This is a genomic window from uncultured Bradyrhizobium sp., assembly GCF_964252615.1.
Taxonomy (GTDB): domain Bacteria; phylum Pseudomonadota; class Alphaproteobacteria; order Rhizobiales; family Xanthobacteraceae; genus Bradyrhizobium.
In genome coordinates this window covers 63,238-83,399 of sequence record NZ_CAXUNQ010000010.1, presented here as the reverse complement: position 1 = coordinate 83,399, position 20,162 = coordinate 63,238, and the positions used below count along the sequence as shown (strand labels likewise).

Annotated in this window: 20 protein-coding genes and 1 tRNA gene; 13 read left to right on the top strand and 8 right to left on the bottom strand. The window is 61.0% G+C overall.

Annotated elements, in window-relative coordinates:
• Window positions 1–2: 2 nt before the first annotated feature.
• Window positions 3–1,193, bottom strand: a complete 1,191-nt coding sequence (locus ACFE72_RS08510; RefSeq protein ID WP_375412669.1) for a D-alanyl-D-alanine carboxypeptidase family protein — start codon at window positions 1,191–1,193, stop codon at window positions 3–5.
• Window positions 1,194–1,352: 159 nt separating this feature from the next.
• Window positions 1,353–2,291, bottom strand: a complete 939-nt coding sequence (locus ACFE72_RS08505; RefSeq protein ID WP_375412640.1) for a septal ring lytic transglycosylase RlpA family protein — start codon at window positions 2,289–2,291, stop codon at window positions 1,353–1,355.
• 236 nt (window positions 2,292–2,527) lie between these two features.
• Between ACFE72_RS08505 and ACFE72_RS08500 the strand changes: the two genes are divergently transcribed.
• The 3 genes from ACFE72_RS08500 to ACFE72_RS08490 all read left to right on the top strand — a co-directional run bounded on the left by ACFE72_RS08500 (window position 2,528) and on the right by ACFE72_RS08490 (window position 3,549).
• Window positions 2,528–2,617: transfer RNA gene (locus ACFE72_RS08500), tRNA-Ser, on the top strand.
• Window positions 2,618–2,939: 322 nt separating this feature from the next.
• Entirely contained in the window at window positions 2,940–3,206 is a 267-nt protein-coding gene (locus ACFE72_RS08495) for a hypothetical protein (RefSeq protein WP_375412639.1), read from the top strand.
• Between the two features lie 121 nt (window positions 3,207–3,327).
• Window positions 3,328–3,549, top strand: a complete 222-nt coding sequence (locus ACFE72_RS08490; protein ID WP_375412638.1) for a hypothetical protein — start codon at window positions 3,328–3,330, stop codon at window positions 3,547–3,549.
• Here ACFE72_RS08490 and ACFE72_RS08485 read toward each other — a convergent pair whose 3' ends face one another.
• Entirely contained in the window at window positions 3,550–4,203 is a 654-nt protein-coding gene (locus ACFE72_RS08485; RefSeq protein ID WP_375412668.1) for a Spy/CpxP family protein refolding chaperone, read from the bottom strand. It abuts the gene before it with no gap.
• 447 nt (window positions 4,204–4,650) lie between these two features.
• Here ACFE72_RS08485 and ACFE72_RS08480 point away from each other — a divergent pair, with 447 nt between their 5' ends.
• The 7 genes from ACFE72_RS08480 (at window position 4,651) to ACFE72_RS08450 (ending at window position 12,098) form a co-directional block, all read left to right on the top strand.
• Complete coding sequence (locus ACFE72_RS08480; protein ID WP_375412637.1) at window positions 4,651–5,991, top strand: ABC transporter substrate-binding protein; 1,341 nt, start codon at window positions 4,651–4,653, stop codon at window positions 5,989–5,991.
• Between the two features lie 160 nt (window positions 5,992–6,151).
• Window positions 6,152–7,090 carry a carbohydrate ABC transporter permease gene (locus ACFE72_RS08475; protein ID WP_375412636.1) on the top strand — a complete coding sequence of 313 codons (939 nt, stop codon included), beginning with the start codon at window positions 6,152–6,154 and terminating at the stop codon, window positions 7,088–7,090.
• Window positions 7,090–8,004 (top strand): carbohydrate ABC transporter permease, encoded by a 915-nt coding sequence (locus ACFE72_RS08470; protein ID WP_375412635.1) that lies wholly within the window; start codon window positions 7,090–7,092, stop codon window positions 8,002–8,004. Before ACFE72_RS08475 ends, ACFE72_RS08470 begins: the two co-directional genes overlap by 1 nt.
• 5 nt (window positions 8,005–8,009) lie before the next feature.
• The gene (locus ACFE72_RS08465; protein WP_375412634.1) at window positions 8,010–9,110 is read left to right on the top strand and encodes an ABC transporter ATP-binding protein; all 1,101 of its coding nucleotides are present in this window, start codon (window positions 8,010–8,012) and stop codon (window positions 9,108–9,110) included.
• Between the two features lie 34 nt (window positions 9,111–9,144).
• Window positions 9,145–10,134 (top strand): hydroxyacid dehydrogenase, encoded by a 990-nt coding sequence (locus tag ACFE72_RS08460; RefSeq protein WP_375412633.1) that lies wholly within the window; start codon window positions 9,145–9,147, stop codon window positions 10,132–10,134.
• A gap of 71 nt (window positions 10,135–10,205) precedes the next feature.
• Window positions 10,206–11,630 carry an amidase gene (locus tag ACFE72_RS08455; protein WP_375412632.1) on the top strand — a complete coding sequence of 475 codons (1,425 nt, stop codon included), beginning with the start codon at window positions 10,206–10,208 and terminating at the stop codon, window positions 11,628–11,630.
• A gap of 129 nt (window positions 11,631–11,759) precedes the next feature.
• A complete protein-coding gene (locus ACFE72_RS08450; RefSeq protein WP_375412631.1) occupies window positions 11,760–12,098 on the top strand; it encodes a hypothetical protein in 339 nt (112 codons plus the stop codon).
• Window positions 12,099–12,218: 120 nt separating this feature from the next.
• On the opposite strand, the gene ACFE72_RS08445 is transcribed toward ACFE72_RS08450, so the two are convergent.
• Both ACFE72_RS08445 and ACFE72_RS08440 read right to left on the bottom strand, forming a co-directional pair.
• Window positions 12,219–12,626 carry a cupin domain-containing protein gene (locus ACFE72_RS08445; protein ID WP_375412630.1) on the bottom strand — a complete coding sequence of 136 codons (408 nt, stop codon included), beginning with the start codon at window positions 12,624–12,626 and terminating at the stop codon, window positions 12,219–12,221.
• A 25-nt stretch (window positions 12,627–12,651) separates the two neighbouring features.
• Window positions 12,652–13,350 (bottom strand): ribonuclease activity regulator RraA, encoded by a 699-nt coding sequence (locus ACFE72_RS08440; protein ID WP_375412629.1) that lies wholly within the window; start codon window positions 13,348–13,350, stop codon window positions 12,652–12,654.
• A 234-nt stretch (window positions 13,351–13,584) separates the two neighbouring features.
• Here ACFE72_RS08440 and pxpB point away from each other — a divergent pair, with 234 nt between their 5' ends.
• The 3 genes from pxpB to ACFE72_RS08425 are packed head-to-tail and all read left to right on the top strand — an operon-like array spanning window position 13,585 to window position 16,155.
• Window positions 13,585–14,313 carry a 5-oxoprolinase subunit PxpB gene (gene pxpB, locus ACFE72_RS08435; protein ID WP_375412628.1) on the top strand — a complete coding sequence of 243 codons (729 nt, stop codon included), beginning with the start codon at window positions 13,585–13,587 and terminating at the stop codon, window positions 14,311–14,313.
• Window positions 14,310–15,356 (top strand): biotin-dependent carboxyltransferase family protein, encoded by a 1,047-nt coding sequence (locus ACFE72_RS08430; RefSeq protein ID WP_375412627.1) that lies wholly within the window; start codon window positions 14,310–14,312, stop codon window positions 15,354–15,356. The genes pxpB and ACFE72_RS08430 overlap by 4 nt, the downstream gene beginning before the upstream one ends.
• Window positions 15,357–15,384: 28 nt before the next feature.
• A complete protein-coding gene (locus ACFE72_RS08425; protein ID WP_375412667.1) occupies window positions 15,385–16,155 on the top strand; it encodes a LamB/YcsF family protein in 771 nt (256 codons plus the stop codon).
• Here the strand turns inward: ACFE72_RS08425 and ACFE72_RS08420 are convergent.
• The 3 genes from ACFE72_RS08420 to ACFE72_RS08410 all read right to left on the bottom strand — a co-directional run bounded on the left by ACFE72_RS08420 (window position 16,152) and on the right by ACFE72_RS08410 (window position 19,878).
• The gene (locus ACFE72_RS08420; protein ID WP_375412626.1) at window positions 16,152–16,304 is read right to left on the bottom strand and encodes a hypothetical protein; all 153 of its coding nucleotides are present in this window, start codon (window positions 16,302–16,304) and stop codon (window positions 16,152–16,154) included. The two genes, ACFE72_RS08425 and ACFE72_RS08420, sit on opposite strands and share 4 nt — an antisense overlap.
• A 185-nt stretch (window positions 16,305–16,489) precedes the next feature.
• Window positions 16,490–18,094 carry a sulfite reductase subunit alpha gene (locus ACFE72_RS08415; protein WP_375412625.1) on the bottom strand — a complete coding sequence of 535 codons (1,605 nt, stop codon included), beginning with the start codon at window positions 18,092–18,094 and terminating at the stop codon, window positions 16,490–16,492.
• Window positions 18,091–19,878 (bottom strand): NirA family protein, encoded by a 1,788-nt coding sequence (locus ACFE72_RS08410; protein WP_375412624.1) that lies wholly within the window; start codon window positions 19,876–19,878, stop codon window positions 18,091–18,093. Before ACFE72_RS08410 ends, ACFE72_RS08415 begins: the two co-directional genes overlap by 4 nt.
• Between the last annotated feature and the right edge of the window lie 284 nt (window positions 19,879–20,162).

Sequence of the window (20,162 nt, the reverse complement as noted above, 5' to 3'; positions counted from 1 at the left end):
TTTCAGAGCTTCTCGGCGCCCGCGCGGAACATCCCGATCACCAGTTCGCTGGCGCCATCGATTGCGCGCCGCACCGTCGAACCGGCGCTCACCGATTCCGCTGCATAAACCGGAGCTTCAACGGCGACATTGGAACCGCGCCAGACTTTGACAATACCAACCCGCTGACCGGGTTCGATCGGCGCCCGCACGGGTCCTTTATAGACGATCCGGGCGATCAACTTGTCGGTGCCGTTCTTCTGCACCATCACCTTGACCGGCTCGGGACTTACAAGCTTGACGGCCCGGCTCTCGCCACCAAACACCTGGGCATAGCCTACCGGCTGCTGCGCCGCGAACAACGTCCTCGCCTCGAAATTGCGGAATCCCCATTCAAGCAATTTCTTCGCCTCGGTTACGCGATCGTCGGGATCGTCAACGCCGTTGACGACGACGATCAGGCGCATTCCGTTCTGAACGGCCGAACCGACCATGCCGTAGCCGCCCTCTTTGCTGTATCCGCTTTTAAGTCCGTCGGCACCTTCGAGGGAATTGAGCAACGCGTTGCGGTTCTGCTGGCGAATCTTGTTCCAGGTGAATTCGCGCTCGCCAAATAGTTTGTAGAAATCCGGATAGGTCTGAATGAGGTAACGGGCCAGTTTCGACAGCTCGCGCACCGTCATTTTGTTGCCGGGATCGGGCAGGCCGCTCGAATTGGCGAAGCTGGACTGCATCAAGCCCAGTTCGCGGGCGCGCTTGGTCATGGCCTCGGCGAATGCCTTTTCGCTGCCGGCAAACCCTTCCGCCAGGATCATGCAGGAATCGTTGCCGTTCTGGATGATTGCGCCACGCAGCAGGTCATCCACGGAAACCCTGCTGTGAATCGCCGCGAACATCGTCGGACCGCCGGCCGGGGCGCCGCCCTTGCGCCAGGAATTCTCGCTGACCAGGTATTGATCGGTGAGTTTTATGTCGCCCTGCTTGATGGCGCGGAACATCACTTCGGTGGTCATCAACGTCATCATGCTGGACGGCGCTCGCAACTCGTCGGCGTTCTTCTCGAACAGCACGCTGCCGCTGCCGGCTTCGATCAGGATCGCGGTGGGCGCATCTGTGTCATAGCCGCCATCCTCCTTCTTGGCGCCCTGCACACTTTGGTTGGCAGCATAGGCTGCGCAGCCGCAGGCAATGCAGATCGCAATCAGGCCAGCCATTATGCCGCGCTTGGTTGCCACAGGAAATACATTATACTTGAACAAAATTAGGGACATGCGCGGATATCCTGACGCGGCGTTCTAACAGTTGGCGGCGATGTAAACAACACGAGCTTACGCCGATCGCTTGTCAGGATTCAGGCTTAACCGGCCACTGGCCTAATACAATCCGCGTCCGGACAGCAACTCGCTCGGCCCACGCGGGTCGACCGGCGCATAGGCGGAGACGGGTCTGACGCCTGACGGCGCATAGGCGCCATCATTTTCATAAACCACCGCGCGCGGGTTTTCGAGGGCCCGCCCGCCAGAACGCACGCGGCCGGAAGCCGACATTTCCGATGTTGCATTGATCGACGCCAGGTCCGCGCCGGTATTGCCGAGGGTATATGGCCGTCCCTCCGGCATCGGAACCTCGCCACGGATGGCGCGGCCTTGTGCCGGGATATCCGGAATGAACGGTCTGGCGGACGCAATCCGTACCGTTGAGGGCGATGGCGCCGGCACGCCGGTACGAAGCGTTGCAACCAGTTGGCGGTCGTCGGATCCCTCCAGCGGAGCGCGCGCGACGTACTCGACCCGTACGCGTGCTACGCCGTTGCCTTTGAATTCAAGCAACTCCGCAGCCCGGTTGGAGACGTCGATCAGCCGGTTGCCATGGTATGGCCCGCGGTCGTTGACCCGGACGATCAGCGATTTGCCGTTGCTCAGATTCGTCACCCGGGCATAGCTCGGCATCGGCAGCGTCGGGTGCGCAGCCGTCAACGAGGCCATGTCGAACACTTCGCCATTGGCGGTCAGCCTCCCGTGGAAATCATCGCCATACCAGGAGGCCATGCCCTCCGCGCGATAACCGGTGTCTTCTTCCGGAACGTAGACCCGGCCTGCAACGGTATAAGGTTTGCCGACCCGGTAGGTGCCTCCGCCCTTGGGTACGGGCTCGCCGAAGGCGACAACCCGCGGGCTGCTGGAAACGCCGTATTTGGGATCGACGCGGCTGAATTTTCCGTTCTGCGCGCAGTTCGCAAGCAGGAGGCAGGCGCCCGCCACCGTAGCGGCCCGCACTGCCCGGCATATCCGATTTGATCGTCGAATCCCCATCCGCCCAAATACCATTCCGCCGGCCGCCTGCCTACTCGGCGCTTAGCAGCGGCTTTCTCGACGCGGCCCCATCTCCGCATCAAGGTATGAGCATATCGCAGAGCGAACGCGGCGGAAATGGGGTGTGCACGGACGTGGTGAAGGATTGGTTGCTGTTCGTTTCCGCCCCGTTCGTAAACGCGGAAATCGAGCTGTCGCTTGCAATCGGCGCCGCCTTCCCCCAAGAGATGCGCGATGGAAGGGTGGCCGAGTGGTTTAAGGCACCGGTCTTGAAAACCGGCGTGCCTGCAAGGGTACCGTGGGTTCGAATCCCACCCCTTCCGCCATATCTCACGTGTCCAGCCCGGACAGATAGGTAACACCACGTACCTAGGACATGGGTGACAACCTCGTGCCGAACGGGTTGTCGAGGGGCTGCAAGGTTTTTTGCTCCAGGTCGAAGTATCCGAGATCATAGTGCATGAAGCTGACGAGCCAAATGCCGTCAGCCCTGTCTCTGATCGGCCGAATAAATCCAGTGTCGGCACGATGTCGCGCGTAACACAAGCGCGCCACAATGTTCGCCGCAGGTCTCCTCGTCTGCTCATCCCTCATTCACATTCAACCTCCTAGGGTGTGCCATACTTTAGCTCCCACAGGAGGGGAACCATGAAACTTAGATTTGCACTTGCCGGACTTGTCACACTCGGCGCTGCGGCGCTGACGACCGGAATGGCATCAGCCATGCCGCTCGCGCCTCTCGGTCAATCCCAGGCCGCAAACGTTGAAAGCGTTGCGTTGGTCTGCGGCCCGGCCGGCTGTATCCGCACTGCGCCCGCCTACCGGTACGGCTACGGCGTCCGTCGCGGCTACGCTTACGGTGCTCGCCGCGGAGGCTATGCTTACGGATATCGCCGGGGTTATGGCCGCTACTGATCGATAAAGAGGGCTTCGGCCCTCTTTTTCCTCGCGGCCGCGCCGTCAGCGTGATTATCGGTCCGCCGGCGTTTTCAAATGGTCTTCGTCTGCTCAGCCACGCCTTGAAGACGGATGCAATGTGATTGATCCGGCGGTCCATAAAGTCAGCTGGGCACAGGTTGGGCGAGCTGCCGAACCGGGCCGATACCTCTTCACGTTTGGCTGGCTGACGATTACCGCGGAAGATCTGGCGGTATGGGAACAGCATCCAGATGCAGCCTTCACGCTGGTCATGCAGAACCCGGCCGAAGCCGTTGGCGAATATCGTTTGGGTGCTTTTGACTTGCGCGGCGGCGATTGATCAGTCGAGTCCGCGCTCGCGGCTCAAACGGACCATCTGCTCGATGAATATCGCTTTTTGCTTTGCATCGAGACTCGCAAACAGCGGCTCGGCCGCGTCGGCGACGTTCCTTTGATCGACGGCACGGTCGTTGAGAAACTGGGCTTCGTTGCGCATCTGGTCGATGATATCGTCGGGAGGATCCCGTTGCGCGCGCGCAATTCGCAAGTTCAAGCGATCGGCGCCATTGTGACCGAGGTAGTGCATCGCGCTGTTGAAGGCGGTCCAATTCTTCTCCTGCTCGGGCGTCAACTTTAGTTCGGTCTTGATCCGATCGATATAGGCGTCGCTGTTGGCGACGATCTGTTCCGCAGTCAGCGGCGCCTCCGTTGGCTGTGCAACGGTCCGATTGGCCGCCTTGGCTCCCTTTGCAGCCTTGGTCGCCTTGGCGGGATTGGTTTGTTTTGCTGCGGGCTGCGGTGGTGCTTGCGAAGTGTTGCCGGGAACTCCGAGCACGCCCGTAACAACGCCGACCACGCCGCCGATCGCACCACCCAGCACGCCGCCCACCGGTCCGGCCGCCTTGTTGCCGGCCTGCGCTCCCTGTTGAACACCCTGGACCAATCCCTGTGCACGCGCGAAAGGCGATACAGCGACAAGCACCAAGGCTCCCATAGCCAGCGCGGTATGCAATCTTTGGCTGCGAAGCGTCGGCAATCTCGTCCTGGTCATCAATGGCTGTCCTCGGTGTCGGGCTGATGCTCGTCTGCTGGCTGGTTATTAACACTACCGTTTTCGCATCGTGTAAGTCCACGGGCCGAGCGCAGCATTGTGTCGGCGTTCAACATGCGACAATCCGCGCAGATGGTTGCGATACGCCGCTATGTGCACCGCAGTATCCGTCATCAGCCGATGTCCGTTAGTCAGCATGACCACACGCAACGTAAGTTCTAGAGGCGGATCAAGCAGATTTCTCGACAGATGCCGGCAATTCTGCTCTGATCGCCAAATCAAATCTCCACGGCGACCAGCAGCGACCGATCACGGCCGAGCTGGCAGATGGAGAAATAACAAACAGCCGAATTTCGCTCATCACGATTGGCTCACCAGGGAGAGGATACCATGTCTCGCAGGAAGCTTTCTCGCCGGCAATTCGTAGCTGCCACGGCGCTAACGTCCGCAGCATTAATAACCGCGCCTTACCTTCGAGGGGCGCATGCGGCCGGCAAACTGTCGATGGGTTTTTGGGATCACTGGGTGCCCGGCGCCAACAAGGCATGTACTGATCTCATCAATGAATGGGCGGAAAAAGAGAAGGTCGACGTTTCGGTCGACTACATCCCAAGCCAGGGCAATAAAAACCTGCTGACCATCGCCGCCGAAGCCCAGGCAAAATCCGGCCACGATATCCTCGCCATGCCGAGCTGGTGGCCTCACGCCCATGCCGAGCAGTTGGAGTCCGTCAACGACATTATGGCGCCACTTATCAAGCAGAACGGCGACGTCAATGGCACCGCGCAGTATCTCGGCAAGGCCGGCGAAAAGTGGCTGGGTGTTCCGTCCTGCATCGGCAGCCAGATCAAGGGGCCATGCTCCCGCATCGACCTGATGAAAAAATATGCCAACATCGACGTTCAGGAAATGTACCCGGCCGGCAGCCCGCCCAAAGCGGACAACTGGACGACGGATACCTTCCTGAAGGCGGCCGAGGCCTGCCACAAGGGCGGCTTCCCATTCGGCATCGGTCTCGGTGAAACTCCTGACAACGTCGACACTGCCGGTGCGTTTTTTCAGGCTTTTGGCGCAGAACTTGTCGACGCCAAGGGCAACCTCACGATCAAGACCGACGCGGTACGCCAGGCTCTTGAATTCTACAAGAAGCTGATCGCCTTCCTGCCGCCGGATGTCGCGGCATGGGACGATGCCTCGAACAACAAGTGGCTGGTCTCGGGCAAGGGCGCCATGATCATGAATCCGCCGAGCGCCTGGGCGGTCGCCAAGCGCGACGCTCCGCAGGTCGCCGAACAATGCTGGACCCACGGCTTCCCTGCCGGACCGAAAGGCCGGTTTGCGCCGTATCTCCCTTATTTCTGGAGCATCTGGAGCTTCTCCAAGAATAAGGAGGCGGCCAAGAACCTGCTGGTTCATCTGTCGCAGCCCGCTTCCATCGAGAAGCTTGTCACAGCCAGCGGCGGCTATGACCTGCCGGCGTGGGAGAAACTCACCACGTTGAAGACCTGGGCCGAGGAAGGTCCGCCGAAGGGAACGCTCTACCACTATCCAAATCCGTACAAGCACCAGACGCTGTCGATCGCTGCGTCTCCAGCGCCTCCGAAGATTGCCCAGCAAATCTACTCGCAGGCCATCCTCACCAAGATGTGCCTGCGATACCATCAGGGCGAAGCGATGGAGAAGACGCTCGCCTGGGCAGAGAGCGAGTGCGAAGGCTACATGCGCAGCTGACGCAGGATTTCGGCGCGACGGCCGGCCGCCCGACTGGATGGCCGCTGCGTCCGATGTCCGCAATGACGCGGTTACGTCGATACGATCGGGAGCCGGCGTGAGGCTTCTGATCCGGCTGGAAATCTGCCCGGCGACGCGAAACCTGCGAGGAAGGTGAATCATGGTTGATGTCACATTTCAACCCAACAGCGTTGCCCCGGCGCGGGCGGCACGCAAGCGCGCCAGTTTGCGGACCACGTTGAAGCGGAAGTCGACCGCGGCCTTCCTGATGACGCTGCCGCTGATTCTTCTGATCGCAATTCTGGTTATCTATCCCGCTTTCTATTCCTTGCATCTTGCAACGCTGAACAAGTCGATGCAGCGCTTTGTCGGACTTGGAAATTTTCAATTCCTGTTCAAGCGCGAGACGTTCTGGCTTGTGGTCCAGCAGTCCTGCATCTTCGCAATTTCGGCGGTCGTATTCAAAGCACTGATCGGCTTCGTTGTCGCGCACTTCGTCCACAACATTCCTGCCAAAGGCCAGCGCAAGTGGCGGGGAATGCTGCTGGTGCCGTGGGTCATTCCGCCGGCAATGAGCACGCTGGCGTGGCTGTGGCTGTTTGACCCGTCGTACAGCGCGTTTAACTACACGCTTTCGTTCTTCGGCATCGGACCGATCGCCTGGACCGGTGATCCGAGCTGGGCGCGCTTTTCGGTTATTCTCGTGAATGTCTGGTATGGCGCGCCGTTCTTCATGATCATGTATCTGGCGTCGCTGAAATCGGTGCCCGACCAGTTGTACGAAGCCGCGGCGATCGATGGCGCCAACTGGTGGCAGCGCATCTGGTATGTGACGCTGCCGATGATGCGCAACATCATCGCCATCACGACACTGTTTTCATTGATCGTAACCTTTGCGAACTTCGATATCGTGCGCATCCTTACTGCGGGCGGCCCGCTCGATCACACCCACATTTTCGCGACTTGGGCCTTCAGGATCGGTATCGAAGGCAGCGATATCCCGCTCGGCGCCAGCGTTTCCCTGTTCATGGTGCCAATACTTGCGATCGCGGCGATCTTCATTCTGCGGGACATCAACAAACGCGGGAACGAAGCCTGATGGCAAGCACGATAGCGCTCGACAAGGCCGCACCGACCCGCACGATCAAATATGGCAGCATGAGCCGCGACCGCACCTGGGCGCTTCGTTGGTCGTATTTTTTCCTCACGCTGTTTGCGATCTTTTCGCTGGTGCCGCCGCTTTACATGCTGATCACGTCGCTTAAAAGCAGCGCCGAAATTTCGGCGGCAACAAACCCCTGGTGGGTGTTCCATCCGACGCTGTCGAACTATGTCGGACTGCTGACATCGAACCAGTTTCTGCGGTTCTTCTGGAACTCGGCCATGGTCTCGATCTTTGTGGTCACCATCACCATGCTGATCAGCGTTCCGGCGGCATTCGCCCTGGCACGCATGCGGTTCTGGGGCTCCGCGACGCTCGCGACCGGCGTGTTTTTGACCTACCTCATCCCCGATACGCTGTTGTTTATCCCGCTGTTCAAGATGTTCGCGGTATTCGGTGATCTGACCGGGATCCAGTTGATCAACCGCTGGTACGTGCTGCTGATCGTGTATCCGACGCTTACTGTACCGTTCTGCACCTGGATCATGATCGGATATTTTGCATCCATCCCGAAGGAACTCGACGAAGCCGCGATCATCGACGGCGCCTCGTGGTTTCAGACCCTGACGCGCATCTTCATACCGGTAGCCCTGCCCGGCCTGATCGCCGCGACGATCTTCGCCTTCACGGTTTCATGGGCGCAGTTTCTCTATCCGCTGGTTTTCACCACCTCGACGGATCAGCTGGTGCTGCCGGTCGGCATTATCACCACCCTGATCAAGGGCGACGTCTTCAACTGGGGACAGATCATGACCGGCGCCCTGCTCGGCGCGGCGCCGCCGCTCATCATCTACGCGTTCCTGATGGACTACTACATCGCCGGTCTCACTGCCGGCGCGACAAAGGGTTAACATACATGGCCGATGTGTCGTTGCGTAAGGTCGTAAAGCGTTACGACGATGTCGAAGCGGTGCGCGGCATCGACCTTGATATCGCAGACCACGAGTTTGTGGTGCTGGTCGGGCCGTCAGGTTGCGGCAAGTCGACGACATTGCGGATGATTGCGGGCCTCGAGGACATCACCGACGGCGACATCATGATCGGCGGCGACGTCGTCAACGACGTGCCGCCGAAGGACCGCGACATCGCCATGGTCTTTCAGAATTACGCGCTGTATCCGCACATGACCGTCGCGGAGAACATGTCGTTCGGATTGCGCCTGAAAAAATATCCGAAGGCCGAGATCAAGACGCGTATCGACGAAGCCGCCCGCATGCTCGATATCACCGAACTGGTGAACCGGAAGCCGAAGCAGTTATCGGGTGGCCAGCGCCAGCGCGTTGCAATGGGCCGCGCCATCGTCCGTAATCCGAAAGTGTTCCTGTTCGACGAGCCGCTTTCCAACCTCGACGCCAAGCTGCGGGTGCAGATGCGGATCGAGATCAAGAAAGTGCACCAGAAAGTCCGCACGACCACCGTCTATGTGACTCACGACCAGGTCGAGGCAATGACATTAGCCGACCGCGTGGTGGTCATGAACCATGGACGTATCGAGCAGATCGGCACCCCGAACGAACTGTATCACAAGCCCGCGACCCGCTTCGTGGCGGGCTTCATCGGCTCGCCGGCGATGAATTTCATCCCCTGCCGGCTCGAAGACGTTTCCGGAAAGCTGCAGATCCGGTTGACCGACCTTATCTCCTTTCCGCTGCCGCCGGAACGCGCGGCGCGCTATCAGAGTGTTGCGCGGAACGAGAAACTGCTTCTGGGACTGCGTCCCGAGCATATCACCGAGGCGAGCGTGCATGCCGAGCCCGGGATCGAGAACTTCGTAGCCATGCTTGATGTAACCGAACCGATGGGAATGGAGACGCTGATCTATTTTACGCTGGAGGGAGTCCAGGTCTGCGGACGGGTCAGCCCCAATGCCGGTGCCCGGGATGGCGCCCCGCTCCGATTGGCGGTGGACCTCAACAATATGCACCTGCTAAATGAAGCCAGCGGCGCCGTCATTTGACGGACGCAACACAGAAAGGCTGAGGGTGCGGGGAATGGCGACCAACAAGAAGAAAATTCTTATCACCGAATCTTTCTCTCCGAAGGGACGCGAACTCTTCAAAGACCGCGACGATATCGAAATCGTCGAATTCCCCAATATGATATCCGCAGTCGATTTCGAGGCGATGCTCAAGCAGCATGCGCCGGTTCACGGCGTGGCGCTGGGAGCGACCCGCTTCGGCGAGCCCGAACTCGAAGCTTCGAAGGACATCAGGGTGGTGACGCGGATCGGGGTCGGCTACGATGCCGTCGACGTTCCCGCGCTGAGCCGCCGCAAGGTCCCGCTGATGGTCGCTGGCACGGCAAATTCTCCGTCTGTCGCCGAGCAGGCCATGTTCATGATGCTGACGCTGGCAAAGCGCGCCGTGGAGATGCACGCGCTGGTCAAGCAGGGCGATTGGGGCACGCGTCTTGGCAAGCTGCCGTTCGATCTGTTCGGCAAGACCGTTCTGATCGTTGGTTTCGGTCGTATCGGTACGCGCACGGCCAAACGCTGCCTCGCCATGGAAATGACGGTCCTGGTCTATGATCCCTACAAAGCCGCCGACGAGATCAAAGCCGCCGGCTGCGAGCCGGTCGCCGACCTCGATGCGGCGTTGCCGCGATCCGATTTCGTCAGCATCCATTGCCCCAAAACATCGGAGACCGTCGGCATGTTCAACGCCGCCCGCCTGCAGCGCATGAAACCTACGGCCTACCTCGTCAACACCGCGCGCGGCGGCATTATCGATGAACCGGCCCTGCACGATGCGCTGGTTTCCGGCAGACTCGCAGGCGCCGGTCTCGACGTTTTCGAACAGGAGCCGCCGCCGGTCGGGCATTCGCTGTTTGAACTTCCCAACGTCATCATTGCGCCGCACGTGGCGGGCGTCACCCGCGAAGCGGTCGACCGGATGAGCGAGCAAACCGCCCGCAATATTCTCAGCGCGCTTGACGGCGAACCAATCCGGCAGAACGTCATCAATCAGGACGTACTTGGCTGATGAACGGCGATAGCCCTGCGCTGTCGATAATCTGACTTGGACGATCACCGTCATCTGTGCGGGTAACATTCATGGCGATCAAGGAATACAGCAGCTACGACGCACTCGGCCTTGCCGATCTCGTCCGCACCAAACAGGTCAGCGCGCGAGAGCTATTGGACGAGGCCATTGCGCGGACCGAAAAGATCGACCCGCAGATCAATGCCGTGGTCGTCAGGCATTATGACTACGCGCGAGGCCAGATCGATAACGGGCTTCCCGATGGCCCTTTCACCGGCGTGCCATTTCTGCTCAAGGATCTTGATCTTCTCGAGGGTACGCGGACCACCTCGGGCGCGAGCGTCTACAAGGACAATGTGGCCGATCATTCCGGCACTCTCGCCCAGCGCTTCCTTGCTACCGGCGTGACCATCTTCGGCAAGAGCTCGAGCCCGGAATTCGGTTTGATGCCGACCACCGAGTCGCGGCTGTTCGGCCCGACCCGGAATCCCTGGAATCTCGCGCATTCCTCGGGCGGCTCGTCCGGTGGTGCCGGCGCGGCCGTCGCCGCGCGCATTCTCCCGCTCGCGCATGCCAGCGACGGCGGCGGCTCGATCCGCATTCCCGCGTCGGCATCGGGCGTATTCGGATTGAAGCCAAGCCGCGCCCGCAATCCACTTGGTCCCGATCGCGGTGAAGGCTGGGGCGGGTTTTCCTGCGGCCATGTGCTGAGCATCAGCGTGCGCGACAGCGCGGCGATGCTGGACGCCATTCAAGGCCCTGAAACATCGAGCCCGTACGTCGCACCGCCGCCGGAACGGCCTTTCGCGCAGGAGGTCGGACGCGATCCCGGAAAATTGCGCATCGCATTCACCGACAAGTCGCCATATGGCGATGCTATCGATCCCGAAATCGCTGCCGCGGTTCGTGACGTGGCTGCGATGCTTGCGGGCGTCGGTCACCATGTCGAGGAACGAGCGCCATTTCTGCCCGCCGACCCCGCCGTGATAATGTCGACCATTGTGGCTGCCAACACCGCGTTGACAGTACGGCTCGCCGAGCAACGGTTCGGACGCGCGATGACCGACAGCGATCTTGAAAAACTGACGCTGGCAAGCTCACATAATGCACAGAAGCAAAGCGCGGTCGATTATGTATCGGCGCAACAGAACGCCTTCCAGATCTTGCATAGCCTCGCGACGTTCTTTGAAAGCTGCGACGTGTTCCTGTCGCCGACGTTATGCTCGCCGCCGCTGCGCGTCGGCGAACTCAATACGATGTCGAACGATCTGTCGCATATCGCTCCGATCCTGCGGCGCTATATGCCGGGCACCAGCATGTTCAACATGTCCGGCCAGCCCGCTATGTCGGTACCCCTGGCCTGGAATGCGGCAGGGCTGCCCCTGGGCATGATGTTCGCAGCCCGCCTGGGCGGCGAAGCAACGCTTCTGCGCCTCGCGGCTCAGCTCGAACAGCAGCGGCCGTGGAAGGACAGACGTCCGCCGGTTTGCGCTTAAAAAAGCCACAGGAATTCGGGATAGAAGAATCCGGCCGCTAAATGGCGATAGCGGATGCGTGCGGCTTCTGGAGACTGTGTCTTGAGCGAAATCGACCCGACCGATCATGCGCTTGCGGCCATCGCAAGCATGCTCGACAAGCCGGAAACCCCCTCCTTTCGGGATGCCGAAGCCGTTGCTGAAAAAGCCAGCGCCGCCGAACCGATCGAAGCCGATGGTTACTCCAAAACCGGCCCCGGCCCGTTGCAGGCCATTCGTTTCAAATGGACGGTGCGGCGCGACGGCAATGACGACTATTTCGTCGACGAGACCATCGGCGATAATTCGTCGCCGATCAGCAGCGGGCCGATGCCGAAAGACGCCGCGATCAAATTCGTCGACGAGCGCGAAAGCGAAGCGCGGCAACGGTTTGAAGGCATCAAACGCGAAATGGCTGCCCGAGACGTACCGGCATCCACAGAAGACTGATGGCTGAATACCGGTGATGAAATCGTCACCGCCGCGGGCGTCTAAAGGACGGCAACACCTGCGGCAGCCATCCTTCAATCCGCGCAAGGTGCGCACAGCCCGGTATGTTGAGCGCCAGGGTCAGCCGTCGGCGGTCACGGAATACTCCTCTTCGGTCACGTGTTCCATCCACGTCACGTGGGTTCCATCCAGCGATTCATGCATCGCGATGTGAACCATTCCGTTGGCAGGCGAAGCGCCGTGCCAGTGTTTTTCATGAGGCGGAATCCAGACCGTATCGCCGGGCCGGATTTCGCGGACCGGGCCGCCCTTGGTTTGCACCCGGCCTGCGCCGGAAATGACAAAAAGCGTCTGCCCGAGCGGATGGGTATGCCACGCGGTGCGTGCGCCTGGCTCGAATGCGACGCGAGCGGAATTGACTCGCGCCGGAGCTGGTGGCGTGTTGATCGGATCTTGCCAGACCGTCCCGGTAAACCAATCGCTCGACGCCCGTCGGGTCGGCCGCGAACCTGCGGGATGAATGTCCATCGCCTTTCCTCTCTTTGTAAGGTTGTTACTTCTTTGTGGCCGCGTAGCGTGCTTTGGTATCAGCATTCATCGGATACAGGCCGGGTAGCGCCGCGCCGCTGTTGACCTGATCCACAATCCAGGCCTCCATCCGCTCCTGTTCCGCTCCTTCAGCCAGAATGAGATCGAGAAACGCTTTCGGAATAACCACGGCGCCGTCCTGATCCGCGACAATGATGTCCTCCGGGAAGATCGCGACGCCGCCACAGCCGATCGGCTCGCCCCACCCGACGAAGGTGAGGCCGGCGACCGAGGGCGGCGCCGCGAAACCATCGCACCACACCGGCAGGCCGGTGCCCAGTACGCCCTCGAGGTCGCGCACCACGCCATCGGTAACCAGCGCGGCGACGCCCCGCTTGACCATGCGCGCGCACAGGATGTCACCGAAGATGCCGGCGTCGGTGACGCCCATGGCATCGACCACCGCGATGCAGCCCGCCGGCATCGCTTCGATCGCGGTGCGGGTGGAGATCGGCGACGACCATGATTCCGGCGTGGCGAGGTCTTCGCGCGCGGGCACGAACCGCAGCGTGAACGCCTCCCCGACCATCCGCGGCTGCCCCGGCCGCAGTGGACGCGAGCCCCGCAGCCAGACGTTCCGCAGCCCCTTCTTGAGCAGCACGGTGGTGATGGTCGCGGTGGAAACGCGCGAAAGGGTTGCGGCGGCTGCTGGGCTGAGAGGCATTGGCAGGTCTGCTCCGGTGAGAATTGAGTGGCGCATCTTGCGGGGCGGGAGCATCGCGTCAAGGGGCGTGAATCCGCAGCCAAAAACCCTCCCGGCGGATCGGCAGCGATCACGCTATCTTATCTCTCCTATACGAATTAATTTATTGAAGTCGCAAGCTTATTTGTGCGAGGCGGATTCCACTTCGGATCAAAACGCGCTATGGCTGGACATCCGCACCAGAGTCTTGAGGCCATGGCCGCGACCCTCTCCCCGCCCCGCATTCTGCCCAGTGGCGACAGCGCCATCACGGTGGAATTCAGCCGCAAGATCGATGACACGGCCAACCAGCGGGTGCTGGCACTCGATCGCATCTTGACACGCGAGCAGATTGCGGGGGTAACCGAAACGGTGCCGACCTATCGCTCGCTGCTGGTACACTATGATCCGGTTCAGATCGGCTTCGAGGCGCTCGGCGAAAGACTGGTGGCCTTGGCACAACTGCCTGTGCCGCCGACGGTTGCTATGCGGCGATGGCGTATTCCCGTAACTTATGGGGGCGAGCATGGCATCGATCTCGAAGATGTAGCGAGGACGCTTGATACAACTCCTGACGATATCGTGGCGCGTCACCTCGCCGGAGATTATCGCGTTGCCATGATCGGGTTTACGCCGGGCTGGTCCTATCTTAGTGGTTTGGAGAACTTCCTGCACATGCCGCGACGTCAGAACCCGCGACTGCTGACGCCGGCAGGCACGATTTCGATCGGCGGGGTGCAGACCGGCGTGCAGTGCCTGGCGGGACCGAGTGGCTGGCATCTGCTCGGACGGACCGCGGTTAGAACCTATCAACTGCATCGCGATCCGACTTTCCTGCTGGAGCCCGGCGATGCCGTGACGTTCTCCGCCGTGGACGCCAAGATCTTTGCGGAACAGGATCGGGCCGCAGAAAGCGGCGAACTCGTCGCGGAGTTGGCGTCATGAGCCAGCTTGTCATTACCGCGATCGGTCCAGCAAGTTCGGTGCAGGACGGCGGACGCGCCGGGGCGCAGCGCTATGGGCTCGTACCGAGCGGCGCAATGGACCGGGTGGCGCTTGCGGCTGCAAACTGCCTGGTCGGCAACCCGCTGTTTACGGCGGCCGTCGAGGTCGGGCCGCTCGGCGCTAGTTTTATCGCGCGTGAGGGGGCGGTGCGGGTTGCACTCGCAGGCGCGGCACGCAATGCCGACATCGCCAAACGCGCAGTCACTTTCAACATGTCGATGACTTTGGCCGATGGTGAAAGCCTGACGCTTGGGGTTGCCCGGGGCGGCACCTTCAGCTATCTCGCGGTCGAAGGCGGCGTGCTGGGCGAGCCGATGTTCGGCAGCCTTGCGGTCAACGCCCGTGCCGGGCTCGGCAGTCCCTACCCCCGGCCGCTGCAGGCGGGCGATATTTTAAAGGTGGAAGCGGCGAGCGGCGCGACCGAGCGCGGCATCGATCTCCCGGCTGCTCCGGAAGGGCCAATCCGCGTCGTGATGGGTCCGCAGGATGACGAGTTCGGCGATGCCAAGAAGTTGTTCCTCGAGAGCGACTGGAAGATATCCGCAACCAGCGACCGCATGGGTTATCGGCTCGAAGGCCCCGTGATCAGGCATCTGTACGGCCACAATATCGTCTCCGACGGCACCGTGAACGGCAGCATCCAGGTGCCGGGCAATGGCGCGCCGATCGTGCTGATGCCGGACCGCGGCACCAGCGGCGGCTATCCCAAGATTGCGACCGTGATATCGGCCGATCTCGGTCGGTTCGCGCAGCTATCCGCCGGCCGCAGCTTTCGTTTCAAAGCTGTCGGCATGGCCGAAGCGCAGATGGAAGCACGCAAGTTCGCCGAACTGCTGCGTACCCTGCCGGACCACGTTCATGACGCGCCGGGTTCGGTTCTCGATATTGCGGCGCTGACAAGCGCCAATGTTGCCGGTGCCGCCGTCAATGCATTCGACCCGCGGACGTGGCAGATTCAACTGCGGGCGGATGCACACGACTAACGACAAGAATCATTCAAGCGGACATGACATCATGACAATCGATTTGAACTGCGACCTCGGCGAAAGTTTTGGACCATGGGAAATGGGCAACGACGCCGCCATGATCGATCTCGCCACCTCCGTCAACATTGCCTGCGGCTATCACGCCGGCGATGCCGACATCATGCGCAGGACGGTGGATCTGGCCAAAGCTCGCGGCGTCAGCATCGGCGCGCATCCCGGCTACCGCGATTTGCACGGCTTCGGCCGCAGGCCGGTGCCCGGCATGAAGGCGTCGGAGGTCGAAAACCTGGTTGCCTATCAGATCGGCGCATTGCAGGCGATCGCGACCGCGGCCGGCCACAAGGTGACCCATGTCAAGGCGCACGGCGCGCTGTCGAACGTCGCCTGCGAGGACGACATGACCGCACGCGCGATCGCCAACGCGATCAGGTCGGTCGATCCGACCCTGATTTTTGTGGTGCTGGCGAACTCCAGGCTGGTGCAGGCTGGCGAAGCCGTTGATCTGCCCATGGTGCACGAGGTATTTGCCGACCGCGCCTATGAGGACGATGGTTCGCTGGTATCGCGCCGCAAGCCCGGCGCGGTGTTGCATGATGTCACTCAGATCGCGCAGCGCGTAGTGCGGATGGTGCAGGATGGCGCGGTGGTCGCGGTGACGGGCAAAGTCATCAAGATGCGCACCGACACGGTTTGCATTCATGGCGATACGCCGGGTGCCGTGGATATCGCGCGGGCCGTCCGCCAGGCGTTGAAGGACGGCGGAATTGAGGTGGCCCCGTTCAGGATGCCGAATTAGAATGGATGAACCGACAGCGTGCCGAAAATGACGGCGGCGATCGTAGCCAATGCGCCGTAGAGCGCGGCGGTGTGCAGGCCGCGTCCCGCCCGGCTGGACAGCGAGCGCGCGTAAAAATGCAAACGGGCCTCCGCGGATAGTTCGCGCATAATCGATCTCCAACGCAGCATAAACGTTAGAGGAATGCCGATTTCGGCCAAGCGCAAGCCAGGCGGGAAAATAATGATGCCGACGCCGTCGGCGAGCAGTTGGCAGATGAAAATTCTACCTGAAGATTCCAGACAAGAATGTTATTCGCTCCAATTTTCTCCAGTTTGGTTCCATTTGGTTCCAGTTAATAGACATCTTGCTGGAACCGACCTTTTTTCTTGAGATCGGCGACGAACAGAATCGCCTCATCGGTCGAGCGGGCGCCGAACTGGGCGACAATGTCGACCAGCGCGCGTTCGACATCTTTCGCCATCCGCTTGGCGTCGCCGCAGATATAGACGTTGGCGCCCTCCGCAAGCCAGGTCCACAATTCACGGCCGACCTCGCGCATGCGATCCTGCACGTAGAATTTCTTGTCGCCGTCGCGCGACCACGCGAGCGACATCCGCGTCAGCAAGCCCGATGTCTTCATGGCGTTGAGTTCGTCGGCATAGAAGAAGTCGCAGTCGCTGCGCTGGTGACCGAAAAACAGCCAGTTCTTGCCAAGCGCCCCGGTCGCCCGGCGGTCGTGCAGGAAGGCGCGAAACGGTGCAATACCGGTGCCGGGACCGATCATGATGATCGGCGTTTTCGGGTCCGGTGGCAGCGCAAAGCCGTGCGCTTTCTGAACATAGACCTTAACCTCATCGCCGGGATTGATGCGCTCGGCAAGGAATGTCGAGGCGAGGCCAAGCCGCCGGCGCTTGCCGACCACGTAGCGCACGCAGTCGACCGTCAGCGACAGCTTGCCCGGCGTCGCATTATGCGAGGAAGAAATCGAATAGAGCCTCGGCTGTAACGGCTCGAGCGCCTCGACAAAGGCTTCAGGATGCGGCCGCACGCCGGAGAATTTTTGCAGTGCCGCCATCACGTCGAGTGTCGTGGCATCCCCATCCGGGTCTTCGCCTTGCGCCAAAGCCCGCGCCTTCTCACGCCGCGCGCCGCCGGTGACAAAGGACAGCAGCTCGAACAGGCTGTCAGGTGCCGGCGCCAGCGATACCTCGCTCTGCAGAACTTCGCGCAGAGTCTTGCCGCGAATCTGCGTGGTGTGCGAGGCGCCGAGCAGCGCGATGATCTGATCGACATGACCAAGATCGTTTCGGGCGAAGATGCCGAAGGAGTCGCCGACGACATAATCAAGACCGGAGCCGCTGAGATCGAAATCGATATGCCACGTCTCCTTTTCCGAGCCGGATTTATTGAGCAGACGGCGTGATATGAACGTCGCCGGCGCAGGATTGTCGCGCGACCGGCCTCGTTCGACCGATATGGCCGGCGCCGATGCGGGCGGCGCGACCTCGGCGGGTAAAGCCGCCGGCGCCTTCTCCAGTTCCTCATTGAGCATCTTCAGCATCCGGGCGGTTTCCTTGCCGCCCGGGACGCAAAGGTTGAGCCGCGGTTCTGACTTGCTGACGATCGCGTCGGAATAGTCGTTGCAGTTGTAGCCGCACTGACCGCAGTCCTGCTGTGCCATTGCCGCCATCATCCGGCGCCGCAACGGGCGGCCCTCGGCGAGTTTCATGCGATCCGATATTGGCATGGTCTGGTCGTGCCAGGGCGCCTCGCCATCGTCGCCATCGCCGGATTGCCCTTGCAGCACGGCGGTGCCCTGCTCCGCCGACAAGGGTGCGGGAGCGTCGGTCGACAGCAATCCGGCGAAGAACCCGTTCAGCCAGGAGCGCTGGGCTTCCGAAAACGGCGCACTCGACGGAATGATTTCGATCTTGGGTGGGGGCGTCATCTGGTTCATGACGAAGTCTCCGCATCGGCGAGCTTGCGCAGCGTCTCGCCGTCGTGGCGGCGCGCAAAGGTCAGGAAGGTTTCATCCGGCGACGTACGGTTCGTCAGATATGCTCTCAACAATCGTTCGATGATCGCGGGCGCGTCTTCGGATTTCACGTCGCGATAGACTTCCTGCCCAACCTCGGCCTCAGGCCCGAACCCGCCGCCAGCCAGGATATGAAAGCCGTCGACGGTGTCGTCGCTGTCCTCGATCGAGATTCGCGCGCCGATCATTCCGATATCGCTGATGTAATGCTGCGCACAGGAATGATGACAACCGGTGAGATGGATGTTGATCGGTGTATCGACTTCAAGGCGCGTGTCGCACCAGTCACCGATCGCCGCGGCGGTGCGCTTGGTATCGGCATTACCGAATTTGCAGCCGGCACGGCCGGTGCAGGCGATCAATCCGGCTCGGACTTCGGTGGTCTTCACCGCGAGCCCGAGCGCCTCGATGGCGGCAGTTGCCAGCGCAACATTGGAATCGTTTACGCCTGATATCAGCAGATTCTGCCAGACTGTGAGACGGATATCGCCATCGCCGAGATCGGCGGCGATCCTGGCGAGGCCACGCATCTGGTCGCAAGTTACCTTGCCCAGCGGCAGCGCGACCCCGATCCAGTTGAAGCCGTCCTGCTTCTGCCTATGGACGCCGATGTGCGCGGTGCGGTTGAACGCCGGGCGCGGTTCCAGGGCCTCCGGTGGAACGCGGGTAAACGGCTGCGCCATCTTTTCTTCGACGAGCAGCAGAAACTTTTCCATCCCCATGCCGTCGATAACGTACTTCAGACGCGCCTTGAGACGGTTGGTGCGATCGCCGAGATCGATGAATACTCGCACGATGGCGTCGGCGACTTTTGTGGCATCGGCCGGCTTAACAACGATCCCGGTTTGCTTCGCAAAATCCTTGTGGCCGGTGATGCCGCCGATTCCCAAGCCAAACCAGATGCCGGGCTCGACGCCAAAACCATGGTTCACCCTTATTGACGCGAAAGCGATGTCGTTGGTGTCCTCGAGCACCGCGATCTTGCCGGCACCGTCAAAAGCGACGTTGAATTTGCGCGGCAGTCCGGTCAGCGAACGATCGTTGAGGACGTGGGTATGCCATTCCCGCGCATAGGGGCGCGTGTCGAGCAATTCCTGCGGATCGATACCGGCAGTCGGCGTGCCGGTGACATTGCGGATGTTGTCGGCGCCCGATCCGCGCGAACACAGGCCGAGATCCTGGATGCCTTCGATCAATTCGACCGCGTGCTTCGGCGGAATTTCACGCACCTGAAGATTGGCGCGGGTGGTGACGTGGCAAAACGGCCCGCACAGGCGTTCGGCCAGCTCGGCCATCCCGGTGAATTGCCAGTGCTTGAGGATACCGTTCGGAATTCGCAACCGGCACATATAGGAGTCCTGCGCGGGTGCCACGTAAAACAGGCCATAATAGCGCCAGCGAAAGTTATCCACGGGCGATGGCGGGGCATTGGTCAGCGCCTGCTCTCTCAGCCGCGGATAGGCATCGAACGGATGTTGGTCGCGCTTGTATTTCTCGGGGTCGGAGAGCTTCTTGCCGCTGGCGATTATCCTGTCCTGCGCCTTGATATGCGCGGCATCCGGACCGGTCGGCTCGCTACTGAGCTTGCCTGTTGCAGCACCGCCTTGGCTACGTCCGGCGCGGCTGACCTGCAGCCCAGAGGTAAAACCTTCAAGGTAGCGCTTCTGCTCATCGGTAAAGTCGAGGGAGAGGGTATCGATTTTCATTTCTAACGACGAAGCTCCTGCTGCCACTGAGGCGGCTGAACGGGGAACGGACTCCGATCACGCGGAAATTGACTGAATTCCGAGCGAACGGTCCGACCAGCCTCGTTGCTGCGGAAATCCATCTTTGCGAATGCCAGCGGGCATCGATGACGGCTGGCTGCACTGCAACATTCAAGTTGTGTGCCACCCTGTCCATTTGAAAAATCGTTTAGAATCAGCGCTTTCCCAGAAGGATCAATCAGCGCTTAAGCCGATTCCCGGGCACCAAGCCTAAAAACTAGCCC

Coding starts and splice junctions, on each gene's coding strand:
- ACFE72_RS08485 (WP_375412668.1), bottom strand. CDS start 4,203: ATGGGAGCCTTGGTGCTTGTCGCTGTATCGCCTTTCGCGCGTGCACAG.
- ACFE72_RS08450 (WP_375412631.1), top strand. CDS start 11,760: ATGCTCGACAAGCCGGAAACCCCCTCCTTTCGGGATGCCGAAGCCGTT.
- ACFE72_RS08455 (WP_375412632.1), top strand. CDS start 10,206: ATGGCGATCAAGGAATACAGCAGCTACGACGCACTCGGCCTTGCCGAT.
- ACFE72_RS08415 (WP_375412625.1), bottom strand. CDS start 18,094: ATGAACCAGATGACGCCCCCACCCAAGATCGAAATCATTCCGTCGAGT.
- ACFE72_RS08465 (WP_375412634.1), top strand. CDS start 8,010: ATGGCCGATGTGTCGTTGCGTAAGGTCGTAAAGCGTTACGACGATGTC.
- pxpB (WP_375412628.1), top strand. CDS start 13,585: ATGGCCGCGACCCTCTCCCCGCCCCGCATTCTGCCCAGTGGCGACAGC.
- ACFE72_RS08430 (WP_375412627.1), top strand. CDS start 14,310: ATGAGCCAGCTTGTCATTACCGCGATCGGTCCAGCAAGTTCGGTGCAG.
- ACFE72_RS08420 (WP_375412626.1), bottom strand. CDS start 16,304: ATGCGCGAACTATCCGCGGAGGCCCGTTTGCATTTTTACGCGCGCTCG.
- ACFE72_RS08440 (WP_375412629.1), bottom strand. CDS start 13,350: ATGCCTCTCAGCCCAGCAGCCGCCGCAACCCTTTCGCGCGTTTCCACC.
- ACFE72_RS08475 (WP_375412636.1), top strand. CDS start 6,152: ATGGTTGATGTCACATTTCAACCCAACAGCGTTGCCCCGGCGCGGGCG.
- ACFE72_RS08460 (WP_375412633.1), top strand. CDS start 9,145: ATGGCGACCAACAAGAAGAAAATTCTTATCACCGAATCTTTCTCTCCG.
- ACFE72_RS08410 (WP_375412624.1), bottom strand. CDS start 19,878: ATGAAAATCGATACCCTCTCCCTCGACTTTACCGATGAGCAGAAGCGC.
- ACFE72_RS08470 (WP_375412635.1), top strand. CDS start 7,090: ATGGCAAGCACGATAGCGCTCGACAAGGCCGCACCGACCCGCACGATC.
- ACFE72_RS08495 (WP_375412639.1), top strand. CDS start 2,940: ATGAAACTTAGATTTGCACTTGCCGGACTTGTCACACTCGGCGCTGCG.
- ACFE72_RS08505 (WP_375412640.1), bottom strand. CDS start 2,291: ATGGGGATTCGACGATCAAATCGGATATGCCGGGCAGTGCGGGCCGCT.
- ACFE72_RS08510 (WP_375412669.1), bottom strand. CDS start 1,193: ATGGCTGGCCTGATTGCGATCTGCATTGCCTGCGGCTGCGCAGCCTAT.
- ACFE72_RS08445 (WP_375412630.1), bottom strand. CDS start 12,626: ATGGACATTCATCCCGCAGGTTCGCGGCCGACCCGACGGGCGTCGAGC.
- ACFE72_RS08480 (WP_375412637.1), top strand. CDS start 4,651: ATGTCTCGCAGGAAGCTTTCTCGCCGGCAATTCGTAGCTGCCACGGCG.